The following is an 18,519-nucleotide window of genomic DNA, read 5'->3' as shown; positions in this document are numbered from 1 at the left end:
GCGCATACAAATTCATAATTCGCAAGTAACAATTAAAAAGTTATAGCTCTATAACCACTTCTTCGGTTTTTCTACGAACTTTTTTCAAGTCTTTCATGTAGTCATCTTCGGCTCTAAAACCAACAGGTAGTACTAAAACAGATTGTAAGTTATAAGTGTCTAATCCTAAAATTTCATCATACTTTTCAGGAACAAAACCTTCCATTGGGCAACTGTCAATTTTTTCGTTGGCAGCAACCGTCATTAGGTTTCCTAAAGCAATGTAAGCTTGGTTCTTCATCCAATGAAATAATACTTCAGGAGACTTGCTATCAATATCGTTTGTTAAAAACTCTTTAAACGGATTTAAAATTTCGTCTGGTGTATTTCGGATGTCTTTCACTAGTTTAAAATAGTTTTCTACATGTGCTGAGGTTAACTCTTTTGGAATACATAAAACCAATAAATGTGAAGCCTGAACAACTTGATGTTGATTCCAAGAGTGTGCGACTAATTGCTGTTGTAAATTTTTGTTTTTAACAACCACCATTTTAACAGGCTGTAAGCCATAGGAAGTAGCAGTTAAGTTGAAAGCTTCTTTTAAAATATTGATTTGCTCTTCAGAAAGAGACTTATGTTCGTCAAATTTTTTAACAGCATAACGCCATTGTAAATTTTCTATACTATTCATGTGGTTTAGTTTTTATTTGATAGTCGAGGGTTAAAATACTTCAAAATTTGTATTGAAGTTAAAATGTTTTACAAGTTTTCTTATTCATTTCATAAGATAAAATGCTTGACAAAAATAGCGGAATAAAAAGTTGTCTAAAAATACTTTGAATAATTAATATTGATAGCATCATAGAAATATTTTGTACATTGAGAATGAAAAAGAAAGCATATGAAAGAAGAATTTTTACATTATTTATGGCAATACAAATTATTTAGCAAACGAAACTTAATATCAGTAAAAGGAAAAGTTGTTGAAATTTTAGATTCTGGGAGTTATAATAGCAATACTGGGGCTGATTTTTTAAATTCAAAATTAAAGATTGATAATCAGCTATGGGTAGGAAATGTTGAAGTTCATGTGAAGTCGTCTGACTGGTATGCCCATCATCATGAACAGGATAAAAATTATGATGCAGTCATTTTACATGTGGTATGGGAACACGATACAGAGGTGTTTATGAAAAATAACCGTCCATTACCAACCGTAGCATTAGAAAATGTTGTTCAAAAAGAAGTGTTGATAAATTATCGGAGGTTATTCTTAAAAGAACAACGCTGGATTCCGTGTGAAAAGCAAATAGCAGAAATCAATTCCTTTTTATTAAATAACTGGTTAGAACGTTTGTACTTTGAACGATTAGAGAATAAATCGGTAGTAATAAAAGAGCTGTTACAAAAATCAAATAATGATTATGAAACGGTGTTGTTTCAGTTGTTAGCTAAGAATTTTGGATTGAAAGTTAATAGAGCGGCTTTTTTAGAACTAGCACAATCATTTAATTTTTCAGTGTTGCGTAAAGTTCAATTCAATGAAGAGCAATTATCTGCCTTGTTATTTGGACAAGCAGGTTTTTTGGTTGACCAAATCGAAGATAGTTATTACCAACAGTTGCAAAATGAGTATACTTACTTAAAACACAAATACAAATTAGAGTCAATGGCTAAGTATAGGTTTCAGTTTTTTAGAATGAGACCGAACAATTTTCCTACGGTTAGAATAGCGCAATTAGTGGGGCTATATAACAAATATCAAAGTTTGTTTTCAAAGGTAATGGATGTAAATAAAATAGAGGATTTTTATAATTTATTTACAATTGAAGTAAATGAGTTTTGGAAAACACATTATACATTTGAATCAGAATCAAAAAAATCAGTTAAAAGACTTACAAAATCATTTATAGACTTGTTGATTATTAATACAATTATTCCTTTAAAATTTGTTTATGAAGAGGCCAGAGGAGAGGTTAATGAAGAAGGTTTGTTACAATTAATACAACAATTGAAACCAGAAAATAATTCAATTATAAGTAAGTTTGCAGTATTACAAATCAAGGCAAAGAATGCTTTTGAATCTCAAGCTTTATTAGAATTAAAAAACAATTATTGTGCAGAAAAACGCTGTTTGCAATGTGCTATAGGAAGTAAGTTATTAAAAAAATAAAGAATATGATGTTAGTAGTTATAACTAGTATTTTGTCTCTTATAGTATTTGTTTATACATTACGTAATTATCTTCTTTTTAAGTTTGGGTTAGAGGTTAAAGGAAAGGTTGTTGATGTAAAGTATGAAGTTATAGGAATAAAAACTAGAGTACCAACAGCAAAAATAACATATAACTATATTGTAAAAGGAAAATTATACGAACGCACGGAGAATAGCGAAGCAAAAAAGCATATGTTTAAAATGCATTGCATGGAAGGAGAAACGATAAAGGTTTATGTACATAAAAAGGATATGAGTAAAGCTACTATTGTTAATCTGAAGCATTATTTTTTTCCAGTCGCTTTAACAGCCTTTTTGTTTTTAATTTCAGTTATAGCTGTAGTAGTATCAATATAAAAAGCATTAATTGCTATTGCATTAGTATCTACTATTTGTGTAGGTTGTAAAGACAACAAAAATTCAAAAAACAATGGAGAAGCTTCAACAATTGAAGAATCTATTAGTGAAAAAGAAGAAAAATCAACTTCAGCAATTTGTTTATTAGATAAACTATCTATTAGAGAAAGTGCTTCAGCTAAAGGGAAATGGATAACCTCTATTAGCTTAGGTGAAAAAGTAAGCTTAACAGGAGATGAAACTATAGATTCTGTTTCGAAGAAGGAGTATTACAAGGTAAAGTTGATTGATGGAAAAGAAGGATGGACTAGATCTACTTTTTTAGCTGTTAATGGTAAAGTGGGAGCTATGTTAGAAGAAGCTGTTGTTTATAAAAGACCAGACTTACTTACCAAGACAGAAAAAAAATACAGCATTATGGATATCATTGCTGTAACTGAAACTCAAGGAGATTGGATTAAGGTTAAGGGAAAAAGGTCTGAAGGAAAGTATATTGAAGAAGGTTGGGTGAAAACTTCTAACATTACAAATGATCAAATTGATATAGCAACGGCTAAATTTGCGGGAATAGCAAATACTCAACCAACAATGACAGAAAGAATAAAGGCATTGAAAGATGTTATCAATAACTCAGATTTATCTTCTTCTAAGTTTATTACAGTTATAGAGAATAAAATAGAAGATTACGAGTCAAAAAACCAACCTTTAGATGCTCAAGAAGCAGCAACAGAGGAGGCTGTAGAGAAGGTGGCAGAATAAATTTATAAATAACTAAATAAAAAAACGATTTTAGAATATTCTAAAATCGTTTTTTTATTTTAATCTATTTTGAAAAAATAGTTATTAATACAAACTTTTAAATTTAGCAGGGTTTGCTTCGTTCATAATTTCGTATACTTTTTCAAAAATATCTTCTGCAGATGGTTTAGAGAAGTAATCTCCATCGGTACCATAGGCAGGTCTGTGAGCTTTAGCAGTTAAGGTTTGTGGTTTGCTATCTAAATGTCTGTAACCATTTTGATTTTCAACAATTTCTTGTAATAAATACGCTGAAGCTCCTCCAGGAACATCTTCGTCAACAACTAATAAACGATTTGTTTTAGCTACCGATTTTACGGTATCATGATTCAAGTCAAAAGGTAATAAACTTTGCGCATCTACAATTTCTACATCTATACCTACTTGTGCTAAATCTTTAGCAGCTTCTTCAACGATTCGTAAAGTAGAACCGTAAGAAACAATGGTAATATCGTTTCCTTCCTTGATTGTTTCAACAACACCAATTGGAGTTTTAAAATCTCCTAAGTTTGTTGGCAATTCTTCTTTTAAACGGTATCCGTTTAAGCACTCTACGACTAAAGCAGGATCGTCACCTTCTAATAAGGTGTTGTAGAATCCAGCAGCTTTCGTCATGTTACGAGGCACTAATACATGAATTCCTCTTACATTGTTTATTATTCCACCCATTGGTGAACCTGAATGCCAAATTCCTTCTAAACGATGTCCACGGGTACGGATAATTAACGGAGCTTTTTGCTTTCCAAAAGTACGGTAACGCAACGTAGCTAAATCGTCGCTCATAATTTGTAAAGCATACAGTAAATAGTCTAAATATTGAATTTCGGCAATAGGACGCAACCCACGCATTGCCATACCAATACCTTGACCTAAAATAGTCGCTTCACGAATACCTGTATCAGAAACACGGAACTCACCAAATTTTTCTTGTAAACCTTCTAGTCCCTGATTTACATCACCTATATACCCAGCATCTTCACCAAAAATTAATACTTCAGGATGTTTTGCTAAAATAGCGTCAAAGTTATCACGCATAATAATACGTGCATCTACGATATTTTTTTCTGAAGCATAGGTTGGAGCTTCTGCAGGAATATTTTCAGTAGCTAATTCTGTTTCACTTAATAAATGTGCTGAATATTTTACAGCTGCTTTATCAATTGATGTTTGGATGAAGTTTTTCAGTGCTGTTTTTTCAGCAAAATCTTCATCTCTTAAATAACGTAACGTTTTACGAGCAGCTACTAAAATATCTTTTCTGATAGGTTCAGCAATAGTGGCTAAATCATTTTTATATTTTGTAATGAATGATCCATTGTTGCTTTTTTGGGCAATGGTTTCTAGTAAAGAAATGGCTTCAGCTACTTCTGCTTTTATTTCGTTTGTATAGGCACTCCAAGCGTCGCGCTTAGCTTTACTAACTTCTTTTTTTGCTTCTTTTTCAATATTGATTAAATCTTCTTCAGAATCAATAAATTTTAAAGTTTCTCCCTCTTCATTTTCTAGTTCAAACTCTAAAATCCACTTACGCATTTGTGCAATACAATCAAATTCTTGTTCCCATTGTAAACGTTCTTTTGATTTGTAACGCTCATGAGAGCCTGAAGTAGAATGCCCTTGTGGTTGCGTTAATTCTTTTACGTGTATTAATACAGGTATGTGCTGTTCTCTCGCAATTTTAGAAGCTTTGTTGTAAGTGTCAATTAACTGAACATAATCCCAACCATTCACTACGAAAATCTCATATCCGTTACTTTCATTTTCACGTTGGAATCCTTTTAAGATTTCAGAAATACTTTCTTTAGTGGTTTGATGACGTGCATGTACAGAAATTCCATACTCATCATCCCAAACATTCATTATCATTGGAACTTGTAGAACACCTGCGGCGTTAATTGTTTCGAAAAATAATCCTTCACTAGTACTAGCATTTCCAATAGTACCCCAAGCAACTTCGTTACCGTTGTTTGAAAAATTAGTGTGCTTTTCTAAACCTTCAACATTTCTATAAATTTTAGATGCTTGTGCCAACCCTAATAAGCGAGGCATTTGACCTGCAGTAGGAGAAATATCTGAGGATGAATTTTTTTGAGCTGTTAAATTTTTCCAGTTTCCATTTTCATCTAAAGAATGCGTAGCAAAATGCCCTCCCATTTGACGACCGGCAGACATTGGTTCAACGTCAATATCAGTATGTGCATATAAGCCAGCAAAAAATTGTTGTGGAGTCAACTCTCCAATAGCCATCATAAAGGTTTGATCACGATAGTAACCTGATCTAAAATCTCCATTTTGAAAAGCTTTAGCCATAGCCAATTGTGGTACTTCCTTACCATCTCCAAAAATTCCAAATTTAGCTTTACCTGTTAAAACTTCTCTTCTTCCTAATAAACTACATTCTCGACTAATGCGAGCAGTTTTATAGTCCTTTAAAACTTCATTTTTAAAATCTTGAAAAGAAAGCTGTTGAGTATTAGCTATTTCGGTATTTTGCGTCATAATCATCTAATTTAGGTATGGTTACAAAGATAGCTTTTTTAGTTGAAATTTAAAAATTTCTATTTTCATTGAATATTTTTCAAAAAAAAGAGGGAAAAACAAATTTTATTGAAGTATCTATAATATACCTCTTCTAATAAAGTTATAAATTCTATCAATATCTGTTGTAATGATGAATCTAATTTTAGTAGGATAAGCTCTTTTATTGATTTCAAAACCTTCGTTAGTGTAAATAGGGAGATAGAATTCAAAAATATTTGGAAGGAAGTTTAAACGAATTCCATTTTCATAAAAAAACTTAGGAGAGTTATGCTTGTTTTTTAACATGGCAACGTCATTGTAAATTTCAGCCCACTTCCATACACTTACACTAGTATTAATAGATGTTATAAGTTGATTAGCAAAATAAGGTTCTTTAAATTTAGACTTAAAACCTCCTTGGCCAACGACAAATTGCTGACTAAAAATACCGTCGTTTTCCGAGCGACCAAATAAATTTTGTTCAAATAAATAATCATTTCCACGGTTTAATCCAAAGCTAAAGTAATTTCCCGTTGTTTTGTTAGAAAGGAAGAGTCCACCAAAAAACCGAACCTCAAAGCTTTCGTTAGCAGTAAAAAACTTTCTGTAACGAAAATCGGTTGATATTTTACTGAAGTTAGAATTTATTTCTAGGTTAGCAGCATACCGTATTCTGTGTATAGCATCAAACGTATTATTTATATAGCGTAGGTTAAAAATGTTATACTTGTCTTGATCACCTTGTGTAGTATTCGGAGCTACTTCTTTATCAATACTTACCATACGAGCGATTAAGAATTTTGAACCTATATCACGGAGGGTGTTTCTTCTAAATTGAAAACTAATAAATGGACTTAGAGTGTTGTATCCTAGCTCGGGGGCATAATGAAAATTACTTCCAGAAATACCATATCGTATTTTGTAAAGTTTAGAATCTCTTAAAAAATGGTTGTATCCTATAGCGAAAGACCCTGTAAGGTTTCGACTTTTTAGACTATAGTTAGGGGTTATGCTAAATTGAAAATTATGATTAACTAGCGATTTATTATTTATGTTAAGACCAAGAATTAGTCCATCGTACAAGTTATACTTAATATCAGGATAATAAAATAGTTGATTGTAATAAGGGTTTTCAAAATCTTTAAAAAAACGAAACTGAATAGGTTTGCTTATAATGCTATTATTTACATTTCTAAAATTGTTAAGAGAATTAAATTCAGGGTAGTTGTTTTCATAATTTAAAGCAAGCTTATTAAAGTCACCTCTTTTAATTTTTACTGTTTTGGTAGAGTCTATATTTGTAACCCAAGTTTTAAATTTTATGTTTTTCTTTTGAATACCATATAGTGCAACAGGAGCATTAAAACTTCTTTTGTTTTTGATGGTAACCAATAGAGAGTCTTTGTTTTGAGAGTAGGATACTTTTTTTATTTTATAATCAATTTTTTTGTCGGTAGTAAGATAATCTCCAAAAAACCATTGCAAATCTTTTGAAGTATTCTTTTGAAGTATGTTCGCAAAATACTTACTATTAGAGGGCTTTAATTGGTTTTGAGTATAAAATTCTTTAACAGATTTTTTTAAAATACTATCGCCTACAAAATCGTATAAATATTTAATTCCTAAACCGGCCTTGTATTTACTAACAACTTTCCTGTTGAAGTTAGAAAGAGAGTCGCTAGAGGTGGTTAAAGTTTGGTCATAAAATTTACGAGAACTGAACTGATATACTAGTGGGTATTTATCGTTTTGTTTTAATTGAGCAATGTTGTAGGTTTTTATAGGCCAATACTTGGAGTATTTTCCCAGAAAAGTAACGTTTGGATAATATTTTTTTACATATTCCATCATTAAAAACGTTTGCAAACCATCAGTTAACCAATAATCTTTTCTAGGGTTTTGAATAATGATATCATCAAAATATTTTTGGGTAAGTGCTTTAAAGAATCCAGTTTCCCATCTAAAATTTTTAGGAAAGGGTTTTAACCAACTAGGAAGTCCATAAATTTCATGCAATGAATTTTTATTAATAGTTCGAGAATCTACAAAAATTTCAGGGTGTGGGTGTTTGCCTATAAAGTCTTCTATAAATTGTATTTGTCTATTTATAATTTGGGTAGTTTCTTCATTTGGAATTTTTTTAAGATAGGCATCGGTCTTTATTTCTTTATCCTTTAGCTTAAAAGACTTAAAAGTTTTAACCGTATCAATATGAAGTATGATGTCTTTCTTTTTAGCGCCAACTAAATAATAGTTCGTATAATTATTGTGTTCAGTTTTATATTGGTATAAATTACTTTCTATGTGGTAATTTTTAGGAATATTTATAGAAATGGAGTAGTTAGAGAGCTCTTCGTATAAATCGTCTAAATTTAAGTTACTCATCAGTTGCCATTTTTTATCATATACAGCAGGAGTTACATACCAAAATCGTAAATGGTATCCAGTTTTTGTTTTCCCATATCCTGTGTATTTTGCATTTGGAACCTTTACAGAATAGGAGGTACGAATTATTAAACGATCTTTAGGTTTTAAAGGTTTGTTAAGAAATACCTCAATAATATCTTGCTGATTTTTTCTTTCCTTAAACGAAACTTGTTTAAAGTTTACAGTTAAGTTTCTTATTTTACTATAACCTCTATCTTTTTCTTTCGAAAAGTAAAAAGCTTTTTTGTAGTCTTCAATAAAACGCTTAGCTAAAGGAGTATTATCATTTTTAAAACCATTGGCCCAGTTATGTAAAAAAACACGATCTAAGTTTGCTGAAGAGTGGTTATAAAAAGTTGTTTTTTGTAAAATGTGAATTAAATCATTGCTAGTATCTAGTTTAGCTTTTATTTCAACAGAGTTTTCTTGCGCTACTATTTTAAAGCAATACAAGAAGGTAGCGTATAATAAGAGGAGTACTTTCTGTTTCAATATAAGGTTTTGTTTAAAGAAAGGGTATACAAAATGTGTTTCATAAACCCTGTGAAAATAAAAAAGCTCGTTGGAATTACAACGAGCTTTAAAGATAAATATTTTTAGAAATTTGGTTTCAGCTGATATTTCGCATAGAATTTATTAAAGTGTTCAACAGCTTCATCAGCAGTATCTACAACTCTAAATAAATTCAAATCTTTTTCGCTAATATTACCTTCTTCAATTAAAGTATTTTTAATCCAATCTAACAAACCAGACCAAAACTTTTTACCAATTAAAACAATAGGGAAACGACCAATTTTATTAGTTTGAATTAAAGTAATTGCCTCAAAAAGCTCATCCATTGTACCAAAACCACCAGGCATTACAACAAAACCTTGAGAATATTTTACAAACATTACTTTTCGAACAAAGAAATAATCGAAATTTAAGTTTTTATCACTATCAATCCATGGATTGTCATGTTGTTCAAAAGGAAGATCAATATTTAAGCCTACCGAAGTTCCTTTGCCTCGATGAGCTCCTTTATTACCCGCTTCCATAATACCAGGACCTCCACCAGTAATTACTCCAAAACCATTTTGTGTTAGTTTATAGGCTATTTCTTCAGCTAATTTATAATAAGGGTCATCAGTTTTTGTGCGAGCAGATCCAAAAATAGACACACAAGGTCCAATTTTGCTTAGTTTTTCATACCCATCAACAAACTCAGACATAATTTTAAATATTGCCCAAGAATCATTTGTTTTTATTTCGTTCCAGGTTTTTTGCTGTAGTTTTTCTCTAATTTTTCTGTCATCGTTCGGACTCATAATTCTTCTACTTTTATATTAAATAACAAATTAAATCGCTAAAATTTGATTTTTAGCAAGCCTGCTAATTTAGTGGTTTTTGGTGTTAGAAAAAAAGATAAAAGAAAAACTCCTTTAAAAAGATTGTTTTTTGATTGAGTAATCGAGTAAAGGCGAATATTATATTTAGGCTAGAAGACAACCCTTCCCTTCAGAAGAAAGAAGTAACAATTTATTGTAGTTAGTGTTTAAAAATTATGGCTTGGCAACCTTACTGTGTCTTTTTAGTAAATTACCATAAGGAGCGTATGGAGTAAGTTACCACGATCTTACATTTTTTTGCTCAGCTTTGCTTCAAGTGAGTTATGAGTTTAAGATTGATTTTTTATGTTAAAGAAACATAAAGCTTCGAATAAGTTTCGAAACTTTATGCATGTTTAAAAAAGGTGTTAGCTATAAACGCAAATACCATCTAAATGACTTTGTTGTGCTGTGTCACAGCGCAAGCCAGGAGCACACCAGTTACTTTTACAAGGACAACCGTAAGGAACATTGCCTTCTATGGCATCACACTCTCCTGGTGTTGTTAATTTGGTTCCGCCTTTGACTTGTTTTTGAGCCACTTTACTTAAAGCATTACCTAGGTTTAAGATTGATTTTTTCATAATTGAAATTTTTAGAGGGTTATGAATTTAGTACCAGAAGCAACCATATCTGTCGCATCTACCAGCATCGCAAAAAACGCCCCAAGATGTATTTTGGCAGCATTTACGACCTTCTTGATAACAAAAGCCATTAGACCCACCATTAATTTGTTTTTGATCAGCTTTTTCTAAAGCCTTACCTAAGGTTAAAATTGATTTTTTCATGATTAAAAAATTTGGTATTAATTAATCCTTGAACAGTTTAAAGACACTCAAGGTTTGTGTCTATTCTTCGCGAAAGAATTTTTTATTTGATAATATTTTTAAGTTGATAGAAAAAACGTTCTATCAAACGTAAGTCTTCAGTTACAATATCTGCTGCACCTTTCATTTCTTGTCTGAAAGGAATAGTTTTATTATAAGTAGTTTCTAAATTCTGAGGAAGTTCTACATCCACTATATAATTACCTTTTTCATTAGGAATAAGTGAAATAGATTTAACTTTTCCATTTAATTCTCCGAATTCATCAGAAGGATAATTTAATAATTTGATTTGAACTTTTTGGTCTTTCTTTATTTTACCAGAATTAGCAGCTGGTGCTTCAATTTTACCAATAAATGAGTTTCCCTTGTTTGGAATAATAGTAAATATTAAGTCTCCCGTATTAACTGTTTGGTTTTTATTCCAAAAAGACAAAAAGGAAACTTTTCCGTTTATTGAAGAAGTAAGGGCATATTGTTTTTCCCAATCTTTAATCGCCTTTTTTAAGTATAGCAAAGATTGAATAGCTTTCTTTTTAACACGAGTATCTTGTTGTGTTTTTTTTATAGAAGTCCCCTCTAAGTTTTTCGCAGAATTGTTAATCAATTCTCGTATTTGTGAAATTGAAGATTCAAGAGTTTTGTATGAGCGTTTAGCTTGTAAATACTCAATTTCTTTTTGATCTTTTTCCTTAGCAGAAATAACACCTTGACTAAACATTTTTCTGCTGCGTTCTAAGTCTTTTTCTTTAAAATCTAATTCTTTTAAGTTTAACTCTTTTTGAGATAATAGAATTTGTAATCGCCCCCTAGCTTCAATAACAGACATTTGATTTGCAAAATTCTCAGATTTAAACGGAGTTAATTTTTCGTTTAAAACATATTCGGAGTAGTCATTTTCAAACTGTGAGTAACTAGAAGTTATGTCTCCTAAAATTAAAGGAGGAACTTTATCGATAGGGAAGAAGAAATTTTGTTGATTTATTTTAATTGTATCCACAATACTCTTTAATAGTAAAACATCTTTGTATGAAGCACTGTTTTCAATAACAGCTAAAATATCTCCTTCGGAAACATTTTTACCTTCATTAGTTAAAAAGGTTTCAAATTGTCCTGTTGATTTTGCATAAATTTTCTCAGGGGGTGTTGAGGTAGTAACCATCACCTCAGCAGATATAACATCCGGGTATTTTACGAACCAAGAAATGAATAATAGCATTACTATAAGCCCAAGTAATAATGTATTCCCCCAGCGAATCATCCAATTTGGTACATGGGTTAAAATTTCTTGAACTTCTTCACTTCTAATTTCTATGTCTTGAGTATTGTTTGGCATCTTAGAATGTATAAAAGTGCTCTTACATTCAGATAAGATAAGAGCACCAATGAAATAAATTAATTTAGGATATTATGCAAGTTCCGTTATAACAAATCCATGGAGTTAAAGGGTCTCCAGGACCTTGTTGATCGTAACAATCTTTTTCTGTCTTACAAGAATAACCACCATTAATAAATTTTTGTTCTGCTTTGTTTAAAACTTTTCCAAGCTTAAAAAATGATTTTTTCATCGTAATTTATTTAAAAAATTAAGCAGGACAACATTGTCCATTTTTTATAATGCCTCTATTGGCTCCTCCCGTACCATTTGGCACAGCACACACATCTCCTTCTTGGCAATCTAAAGCACAAAAAAAGTAGTTAGAACAAGGAAAACCAATTGTTTTGCCTCCTTTAATTCGCTCTTGTTCTATTTTACTCAGAGCATTACCTAAGTTTAAGATTGATTTTTTCATTTTTAAATAATTTAAATTTGATTAAATCCCTGAACCTTTAAAGGCACTCAAGGTTTGTGTCTATTCTTCGCGAGTGAATATTCTTATTTACCTAAGTCTAGCTGGTTTTTAACTAGGTGGTAATAACTTCCTTTTAGTTTGATTAGCTCTTCATGACTTCCTCTTTCAATAATTTTTCCTTTTTCAAGAACCACTATTTGATGCGCATTTTTTACAGTACTTAATCGGTGTGCTATGACAACAGCTGTTTTATCAGCAAAAAACTCATTAAGTTTTCCCATGATAACTTTTTCGTTATTGGCATCGAGTGCGCTAGTAGCTTCATCAAAGAATAAAAACTTAGGGTTTTTGTATACTGATCGGGCAATTAATAATCGTTGTTTTTGACCTGTACTCAATCCATTACCTTCGCTACCAATTTTGGTATTATATCCTAATGGTAGTCCTTCAATATAATCACCAATGTTTGCCACATCTATTGCATGAGCTAATTTTTCTTTATCAATATAATCTTCCCCTACAGCTATATTTTTAGCTATAGAATCATTAAAGATGTATCCTTCTTGCATTACAACACCACAATTCCTCCTCCATTCTTTTTGAGAGATGTTTTTCAGATTAAAGTTGTTGATCATTATATCACCTTGATCAACTTGATAAAAACCAAGTAATAATTTCATTAAAGTAGTTTTACCACTTCCGCTAACTCCTACTATTGCTGTTGTTTTATTTGCAGGAATCTCAAGTGATAAATTTTTTAAAACAGGTTCTAGCCCCCCTGTATATCTGAATGAAATGTTGTTTAGTTTTATTGAAGCATTTTCAGGAATGGTAGTTACTTTTTCATCACTAGGTTTTTCTTCATCTTCCATATTGTGTATTTCACCTAATCTATCTAAAGAGATTTGAGCGTCTTGTATGTCTCTCATGAAATTAATTAGTTGTGTAATAGGACCATTTAACTGACCTACGATATAACTAATAGCCATCATCATACCAAGGGTTATTTGACCGTCTATAACTAATTTAGCAGAAAGGATGGTGATAAACATATTTTTAAGCTCATTAATGAAGTTAGATCCCACACTTTGAGTTTGTTCTAAAGCAAGACTCTTGGTAGCTACTTTGAATAATCGTGCTTGTACATATTCCCAATTCCAACGCATGCGTCTTTCTGCATTGTGGAGTTTTATTTCTTGCATCCCATTAATAAGCTCAATAACTTTACTTTGCTCTTGACTTACTTGAGAAAAACGTTTGTAGTCAAGTTCTTTTCTCTTTTTAAAGAAGAACAATACCCATCCAAAATATAATACACTTCCCAATACAAAAACACCAAAGATTTGTAGGCTGTAATATCCTAAAACCAAACTAAAAATTATAAGGTTGAAAAAAGAGAATAAAACTGTTAAAGATGATGTGGTTAAAATTCGTTCAATACGTTTATGGTCGTTAATTCTTTGCAGTAAATCACCTGTCATCCTCACATCAAAGTAGGAAATAGGCAATTTCATTAGTTTTATAAAGAAGTCAGAAATCAAAGAAATATTAATACGAGTACTCAAGTGTAATAAAATCCAACTTCTAATAATTTCTAAAGAAGCTTTTCCGATAAATAGAAATAATTGAGCAAATAAAATTAAGTAAACAAAGTTTAAGTCTTGGTTTTTAATACCTACATCAACTACACTTTGGGTTAAAAAAGGTAAGATTAGTTGAAGTAAGCTACCTGCAAGAAGTCCTATTATTAATTGCGCTATAAATTTTTTGTATTTATAGAGGTATTTAAAGATGAATGAAAAACCAAATTTTTCATCTTCTTCAAATTCTTCTTGATAAAATTTGGGAGTTGGTTCTACTAGTAGGGCAATTCCCTCTTCAGTATTCTCATCAGCATTATTACCAATCCAATGTTGGATAAATTCCTCTTTTGTAAAAGTAATTAATCCGTGAGCTGGATCAGAAATATAAACGAGCTCCTTTTTTATTTTGTAGAGAACTACATAATGATTTTTATTCCAATGAATAATACATGGGAATGGGGCTTCTTTAAGTTTACTGAAAGCCAATTTAATACCTAAAGACTTGAAGCCTATAGACTCTACAGCTTCACTTAAACCGAGCAAACTACTACCCTCACGAGTGGTTTCACTTAAGCTCCTTAGTTGTTGTGTATTAATAGTTTTACCATAGTGTTTGGCTATGATTTTTATGCAGGTAGGACCGCAATCCTTTGCTTCAGTCTGTTTATAGTTTGGGAATTTTTTCAAGTTCAATTTTGGTATAATATATAACTAGGTCAGGAATATACAATTTCTAACCTAGTTTTAAAAATTACTAAGAGCTAAATAATCAATAACTTTTTAAGGTATGTTTATAGAGGTGTTATCTGAACAATAAATGTTTTTTATAGCATTGTATTGAATTTACGACTAGAAAAAAAACCTTTTTTGACTTGGAGTAGTTGCTACATGTCCAATTTTTCCAAGTTGTGGTACTGAATCTCGCTCATTATAAAGAATCTAAATGGGTGTGTTTTAAATAAAACAATCATTAATTACATAGGATAATCACCAAAACAAGAAGTAGGTGTTCCCTCATACACTCCAGGGATGTCTCCATTTGGACATAAAGATTGACAATCTGTTGTGTATTTTGTTGAATTTAAATAACAGAAGCATTTGCATCTTGGATCAGGCATTGGTTGCCCCCCATTAATTTGTTTTTGCTGTGTTTTACCTAAAACCTTGCCTAGGGTTAAAATTTGTTTTTTCATAAAAAATATATTGATTTTTATATTGGTTCGTTAGCAGCCTGTACAGCTTATACCGCCATTAGGGCAAAATTGCCACGGACCTGTACAGTTGTTATTACCAGGGTCGCTGCCGTTTCCGTCTTCTGTATAACAGTATATTCCTTGACAGTATTGCCCAGCAGGACAGCTGCCTTCACCGTCACAAAAACCTACAGCTCCTCCGCCATTAATTAGTTTTTGGGCTGTTTTGTTAAGAGGCTTTCCTAAATTTAAAATTGTTTTTTTCATGATCTTATGAATTAAATACAACAATTAGTGGCTGGGTGATATTGACAACCCGAAATATAAGTTCCCCCACAGCTAGGGTTGTTTAATGCGGCATGACTTGTTGTACAGCATTGCAATGCTGGGTCACAGCATCTTCTAGGTTTTAAACCTCCACCGTTAATTTGCTTTTGCGCTGCTGTATTGAGAGATTTTCCTAAGGTTAAAATTGATTTTTTCATCTTTAATTTTATTAAATTATACTTCCGTCACATAAGTAACCTGTATTTCCTTGGTCGCCAAATAATTGACACCAACCAGCAGTATTACAACAATATCCACTTCCGCATTGGTAATGGTTGTCGCATTGTTTTTTACCTCCGTTAATTAGAGTTTGCTCTGTTTTATTTAAAGCCTTTCCTAGGGTTAAAATTGATTTTTTCATAATTCTAAGGTTTAAAAGAAGTTGATTAAGATTTACAAAGTAGGTCTCCTGAGTTAGGGCTTCCAATGGATTGACAAAAGTTAGCAGTGTTACAACATCCAATGTTACAATCATCATTGGTAAAACAATTGTATTTACCTCCACTAATTAGTTTTTGCTCTACTTTACTTAAAGGTTTTCCTAGAGTTAATATTGGTTTTTTCATTTTTAGTCTAAAATGAAACTACAGTAAATTTCAGCACAATGCGGTCCGTAATCCTCACATACACGGTCTTTGTTTGTATCGCACATTTTTCTACCTCCGTTAATTTGGATTTGTGCTGCTTTATTTAAGGTTTTTCCTAAGGTTAAAATTGATTTTTTCATGAGTAAGTTATTATTGTTTTGTAAAAAGTATTGAGTAAGGCACTAACTTTATTGTGTAGTTATACTCGAAAGCAGTGCCCATTATTCAGCCTATTCTTTTCAGATTACACTAGTTAAGTTATTCTAGAATAGGGCACACAAGAGGAGGACAGTTTCCTGTTGGGTAGTTCGGAGCGTTAATAGCATAACATCGATGACTACAACAATGGTGTCCACTGCCACATTCTGAGTCACATTGACAAAATCTTGGAGCGCCTCCTTTAACTTGCTTTTGTGCTGTTTTGTCTAAAAGCTTTCCTAAATTTAAAATTGATTTTTTCATGAGTAAGCTCTTTTGTTACAGAATAAAACCACAATAAAACTCAGCACAATGTACCCCATGGTCTTCACAAATACCATCTCTGTTTTTATCACATTGTTTTCTTCCTCCGTTGATATGAACTTGTTCCGCTTTGTCTAAAATCTTGCCTAAGGTTAAAATTGATTTTTTCATCATTAAAAAGGCATTAATTGGCAGTAGCTTTCTGCACATTTCCATCCAAAGTCTTCACATATGCGATCTCTGTTAGCATCACATTGCATTCTACCTCCGTTAATTTGAGCTTGTTCCGCTTTCTTTAAAGCTTTACCTAAATTTAGAATTTGTTTTTTCATAATTAAAATATTAAGGTTACTTTTGCGGCGAACATTTAAAGACACTCACCTATGTGTCTATTCTTCGCGAGAGAATTTTGTTCAAAACGCAAAGCCCTTTTCTGGGCTTTGTTTTTTTTATGCTGTTTTTAATGATACATTAGAAGTATGTGAGTTTTCTTCCAAGTCTTCAATAAATAATATCAAATCAGTTCTGCTGTACTCCTTTGGGAAAGATTGTCCGTTTACTAATATTTCAGGAGTAAAGTTGATGCCATTTTGCGTACACCAATTCTTCTCTTTTTCTAACTCTAAAGTGTAAGTTTCTTTGTCAACACACTCTCCCCATTCTTTTAACCAAGCAGTTGGTTTTTGTCCTTCATAAATAGCATCCATGGCTAAGAGGCATTCCTTACCTCCTTTAGTATTATAAATTTCTATGAGTCTGCTGGTAATTTTAATCACATCACTGTCTTTATCTTCTACGTTTACATTAAATCGTATTTTAATTTTTACATGGTTATGATATCTTTTAAGAATATCATCAACATGTGTATGAACCGGTTTACAGTGACCACAAAAAGGATTGGTAACAATTGTTATTTCAAGGTTGGAGTTAAGATTTCCAAAAATAATTTCCCTACTATCAGTTAATTGAGTGTCAAGCAGAGGTGATTTTTGTAATAAACTATCAAATAGTGTATAATTTCTTTTGAATTTTACACTTGCTATTTTTTCTTTTTTAAGTTCTTGAACTTCGGTAAATAGAGGTTTTATATAGCTCCAAGCCAACCAAGTAAATGAAGCAACGAGACCTAAAGTAATAAAATCACTAAGTACAAAAGTGCTAATGTAGTTTTTTGTTAGTATTGGTGCTAATGCTTGTAACCAAAGTACACCAACAATGCTTAAGCATAAAAGACACCATTTTTTTACTACTGCATATTGGTAGTATAAAGAGTATAGTGTAATAGGTATGGCAAGCAAACTAATAGTATATGAAATAACAGGGTTAGAAATTTGCATAAATGTTAAAAGAGACAAGCCAGCAAAGTAGAGCATGCTAAAATCACTCAATTTATACCCCTTGAAAATTTCAGCACCTTTAGAACTTAGCACGGCATCACAGTCTTTTTTATCATCAGTTCCCGAACAAAAGGCATCGCCTATAGAGGTTTTTAATCCAAGTTCTTGTTTTATAATTGCGCTACTAATTACGACTCCTGTAATAGATAATAAGAAATAAAAAGTGTTATACCACGAAGTTGAATTGCTAAGAACAAAAAATAAAGCAAAAGCTCCGAATAAAGCAAAAGCGATCGTTTTAACTAACTTAGAATTGTTTTTAGTTGTTAGATAGTTTTCAGTTTCTTCCACAGCAACAATAATTCCTGTAAATTTATTTAAAAACTCACTTTCAGTTAGTTTTGTTTTTTTGTTTTCAGAATCATAGATAATATACTCCAAGTTTTTTCTTTCCGATACAATTAAATCCTGACCATGGTCACTGTTTATTTGAGCAATGAAGCAGTTAGGGAGCTGAGAAAGTGTTTCTGAGTTGACAGGAACATCTGCCGCAACATTTTCAATATTAAAATGGTCTAATACTCCTGTAATTGCATGTAAGCTAGGGTAAGAAGGATGGCTTTGAATTTGAAAAGCTAATTCTTCTTTGTCAAAAGAAATACTATTTTTCTTGAGTAATGTTTGTACTAAATTGATTAAAGTGTCTTTCAAAAGTAAAAAGTTTTTAGGGCTAGCTATTCTTAATCTTCCC

Annotated in this window: 23 protein-coding genes; 3 read left to right on the top strand and 20 right to left on the bottom strand. The window is 31.6% G+C overall.

The window, feature by feature from the left end; all coding sequences use genetic code 11:
- Positions 1 to 40: 40 nt before the first annotated feature.
- On the bottom strand, positions 41 to 670 hold the full coding sequence (locus ACN0WY_RS06545; protein WP_417799870.1) for an NAD(P)H-dependent oxidoreductase: 630 nt from the start codon (positions 668 to 670) through the stop codon (positions 41 to 43).
- 210 nt (positions 671 to 880) lie between these two features.
- Between ACN0WY_RS06545 and ACN0WY_RS06540 the strand changes: the two genes are divergently transcribed.
- From ACN0WY_RS06540 to ACN0WY_RS06530, 3 genes are read left to right on the top strand one after another with little or no spacing between them, the layout of a single operon-like run.
- Positions 881 to 2,152, top strand: a complete 1,272-nt coding sequence (locus ACN0WY_RS06540) for a DUF2851 family protein (protein ID WP_417799869.1) — start codon at positions 881 to 883, stop codon at positions 2,150 to 2,152.
- Positions 2,153 to 2,157: 5 nt separating this feature from the next.
- Positions 2,158 to 2,550 (top strand): hypothetical protein, encoded by a 393-nt coding sequence (locus ACN0WY_RS06535; protein WP_417799868.1) that lies wholly within the window; start codon positions 2,158 to 2,160, stop codon positions 2,548 to 2,550.
- A gap of 9 nt (positions 2,551 to 2,559) precedes the next feature.
- Entirely contained in the window at positions 2,560 to 3,309 is a 750-nt protein-coding gene (locus tag ACN0WY_RS06530) for an SH3 domain-containing protein (protein WP_417799885.1), read from the top strand.
- A gap of 84 nt (positions 3,310 to 3,393) precedes the next feature.
- Here ACN0WY_RS06530 and ACN0WY_RS06525 read toward each other — a convergent pair whose 3' ends face one another.
- From ACN0WY_RS06525 to ACN0WY_RS06435, 19 genes are all read right to left on the bottom strand, one after another.
- Positions 3,394 to 5,847: an alpha-ketoacid dehydrogenase subunit alpha/beta gene (locus ACN0WY_RS06525; RefSeq protein ID WP_417799867.1), complete on the bottom strand. Its 2,454-nt coding sequence runs from the start codon at positions 5,845 to 5,847 to the stop codon at positions 3,394 to 3,396.
- Positions 5,848 to 5,964: 117 nt separating this feature from the next.
- A complete protein-coding gene (locus ACN0WY_RS06520; RefSeq protein WP_417799866.1) occupies positions 5,965 to 8,787 on the bottom strand; it encodes an aminopeptidase in 2,823 nt (940 codons plus the stop codon).
- Positions 8,788 to 8,891: 104 nt separating this feature from the next.
- Positions 8,892 to 9,602: a TIGR00730 family Rossman fold protein gene (locus ACN0WY_RS06515; protein WP_330488657.1), complete on the bottom strand. Its 711-nt coding sequence runs from the start codon at positions 9,600 to 9,602 to the stop codon at positions 8,892 to 8,894.
- Between the two features lie 428 nt (positions 9,603 to 10,030).
- Positions 10,031 to 10,246 carry a hypothetical protein gene (locus tag ACN0WY_RS06510; protein ID WP_417799865.1) on the bottom strand — a complete coding sequence of 72 codons (216 nt, stop codon included), beginning with the start codon at positions 10,244 to 10,246 and terminating at the stop codon, positions 10,031 to 10,033.
- A 27-nt stretch (positions 10,247 to 10,273) separates the two neighbouring features.
- Positions 10,274 to 10,450 carry a hypothetical protein gene (locus ACN0WY_RS06505; protein ID WP_330488655.1) on the bottom strand — a complete coding sequence of 59 codons (177 nt, stop codon included), beginning with the start codon at positions 10,448 to 10,450 and terminating at the stop codon, positions 10,274 to 10,276.
- A gap of 82 nt (positions 10,451 to 10,532) precedes the next feature.
- Positions 10,533 to 11,822, bottom strand: a complete 1,290-nt coding sequence (locus ACN0WY_RS06500; protein ID WP_330488654.1) for an HlyD family secretion protein — start codon at positions 11,820 to 11,822, stop codon at positions 10,533 to 10,535.
- Positions 11,823 to 11,886: 64 nt separating this feature from the next.
- Complete coding sequence (locus tag ACN0WY_RS06495) at positions 11,887 to 12,054, bottom strand: hypothetical protein (RefSeq protein WP_417799864.1); 168 nt, start codon at positions 12,052 to 12,054, stop codon at positions 11,887 to 11,889.
- A gap of 18 nt (positions 12,055 to 12,072) precedes the next feature.
- The gene (locus ACN0WY_RS06490; protein ID WP_330488652.1) at positions 12,073 to 12,279 is read right to left on the bottom strand and encodes a hypothetical protein; all 207 of its coding nucleotides are present in this window, start codon (positions 12,277 to 12,279) and stop codon (positions 12,073 to 12,075) included.
- A gap of 83 nt (positions 12,280 to 12,362) precedes the next feature.
- Entirely contained in the window at positions 12,363 to 14,549 is a 2,187-nt protein-coding gene (locus ACN0WY_RS06485; protein ID WP_417799863.1) for a peptidase domain-containing ABC transporter, read from the bottom strand.
- 287 nt (positions 14,550 to 14,836) lie between these two features.
- The gene (locus tag ACN0WY_RS06480; protein ID WP_330488650.1) at positions 14,837 to 15,055 is read right to left on the bottom strand and encodes a hypothetical protein; all 219 of its coding nucleotides are present in this window, start codon (positions 15,053 to 15,055) and stop codon (positions 14,837 to 14,839) included.
- A 30-nt stretch (positions 15,056 to 15,085) separates the two neighbouring features.
- Positions 15,086 to 15,322, bottom strand: a complete 237-nt coding sequence (locus tag ACN0WY_RS06475; protein ID WP_417799862.1) for a hypothetical protein — start codon at positions 15,320 to 15,322, stop codon at positions 15,086 to 15,088.
- An 11-nt stretch (positions 15,323 to 15,333) separates the two neighbouring features.
- Positions 15,334 to 15,540 (bottom strand): hypothetical protein, encoded by a 207-nt coding sequence (locus ACN0WY_RS06470; protein ID WP_417799861.1) that lies wholly within the window; start codon positions 15,538 to 15,540, stop codon positions 15,334 to 15,336.
- 11 nt (positions 15,541 to 15,551) lie between these two features.
- The gene (locus ACN0WY_RS06465; RefSeq protein ID WP_330488647.1) at positions 15,552 to 15,743 is read right to left on the bottom strand and encodes a hypothetical protein; all 192 of its coding nucleotides are present in this window, start codon (positions 15,741 to 15,743) and stop codon (positions 15,552 to 15,554) included.
- Positions 15,744 to 15,768: 25 nt separating this feature from the next.
- Complete coding sequence (locus ACN0WY_RS06460) at positions 15,769 to 15,948, bottom strand: hypothetical protein (protein WP_330488646.1); 180 nt, start codon at positions 15,946 to 15,948, stop codon at positions 15,769 to 15,771.
- 2 nt (positions 15,949 to 15,950) lie between these two features.
- Positions 15,951 to 16,109: a hypothetical protein gene (locus ACN0WY_RS06455; RefSeq protein ID WP_330488645.1), complete on the bottom strand. Its 159-nt coding sequence runs from the start codon at positions 16,107 to 16,109 to the stop codon at positions 15,951 to 15,953.
- Between the two features lie 118 nt (positions 16,110 to 16,227).
- The gene (locus ACN0WY_RS06450; RefSeq protein ID WP_330488644.1) at positions 16,228 to 16,431 is read right to left on the bottom strand and encodes a hypothetical protein; all 204 of its coding nucleotides are present in this window, start codon (positions 16,429 to 16,431) and stop codon (positions 16,228 to 16,230) included.
- A 15-nt stretch (positions 16,432 to 16,446) separates the two neighbouring features.
- A complete protein-coding gene (locus ACN0WY_RS06445; protein ID WP_330488643.1) occupies positions 16,447 to 16,605 on the bottom strand; it encodes a hypothetical protein in 159 nt (52 codons plus the stop codon).
- Positions 16,605 to 16,763 carry a hypothetical protein gene (locus tag ACN0WY_RS06440; RefSeq protein WP_330488642.1) on the bottom strand — a complete coding sequence of 53 codons (159 nt, stop codon included), beginning with the start codon at positions 16,761 to 16,763 and terminating at the stop codon, positions 16,605 to 16,607. The genes ACN0WY_RS06445 and ACN0WY_RS06440 overlap by 1 nt, the downstream gene beginning before the upstream one ends.
- Before the next feature lie 117 nt (positions 16,764 to 16,880).
- Positions 16,881 to 18,479: a vitamin K epoxide reductase family protein gene (locus ACN0WY_RS06435; RefSeq protein WP_417799860.1), complete on the bottom strand. Its 1,599-nt coding sequence runs from the start codon at positions 18,477 to 18,479 to the stop codon at positions 16,881 to 16,883.
- Between the last annotated feature and the right edge of the window lie 40 nt (positions 18,480 to 18,519).

The sequence above is a fragment of the Tenacibaculum sp. genome (assembly GCF_048269885.1).
Lineage (GTDB): Bacteria > Bacteroidota > Bacteroidia > Flavobacteriales > Flavobacteriaceae > Polaribacter.
The sequence above is the reverse complement of the archived record's forward strand: the minus strand, read 5'-3'. Positions and strand labels throughout refer to the sequence as shown.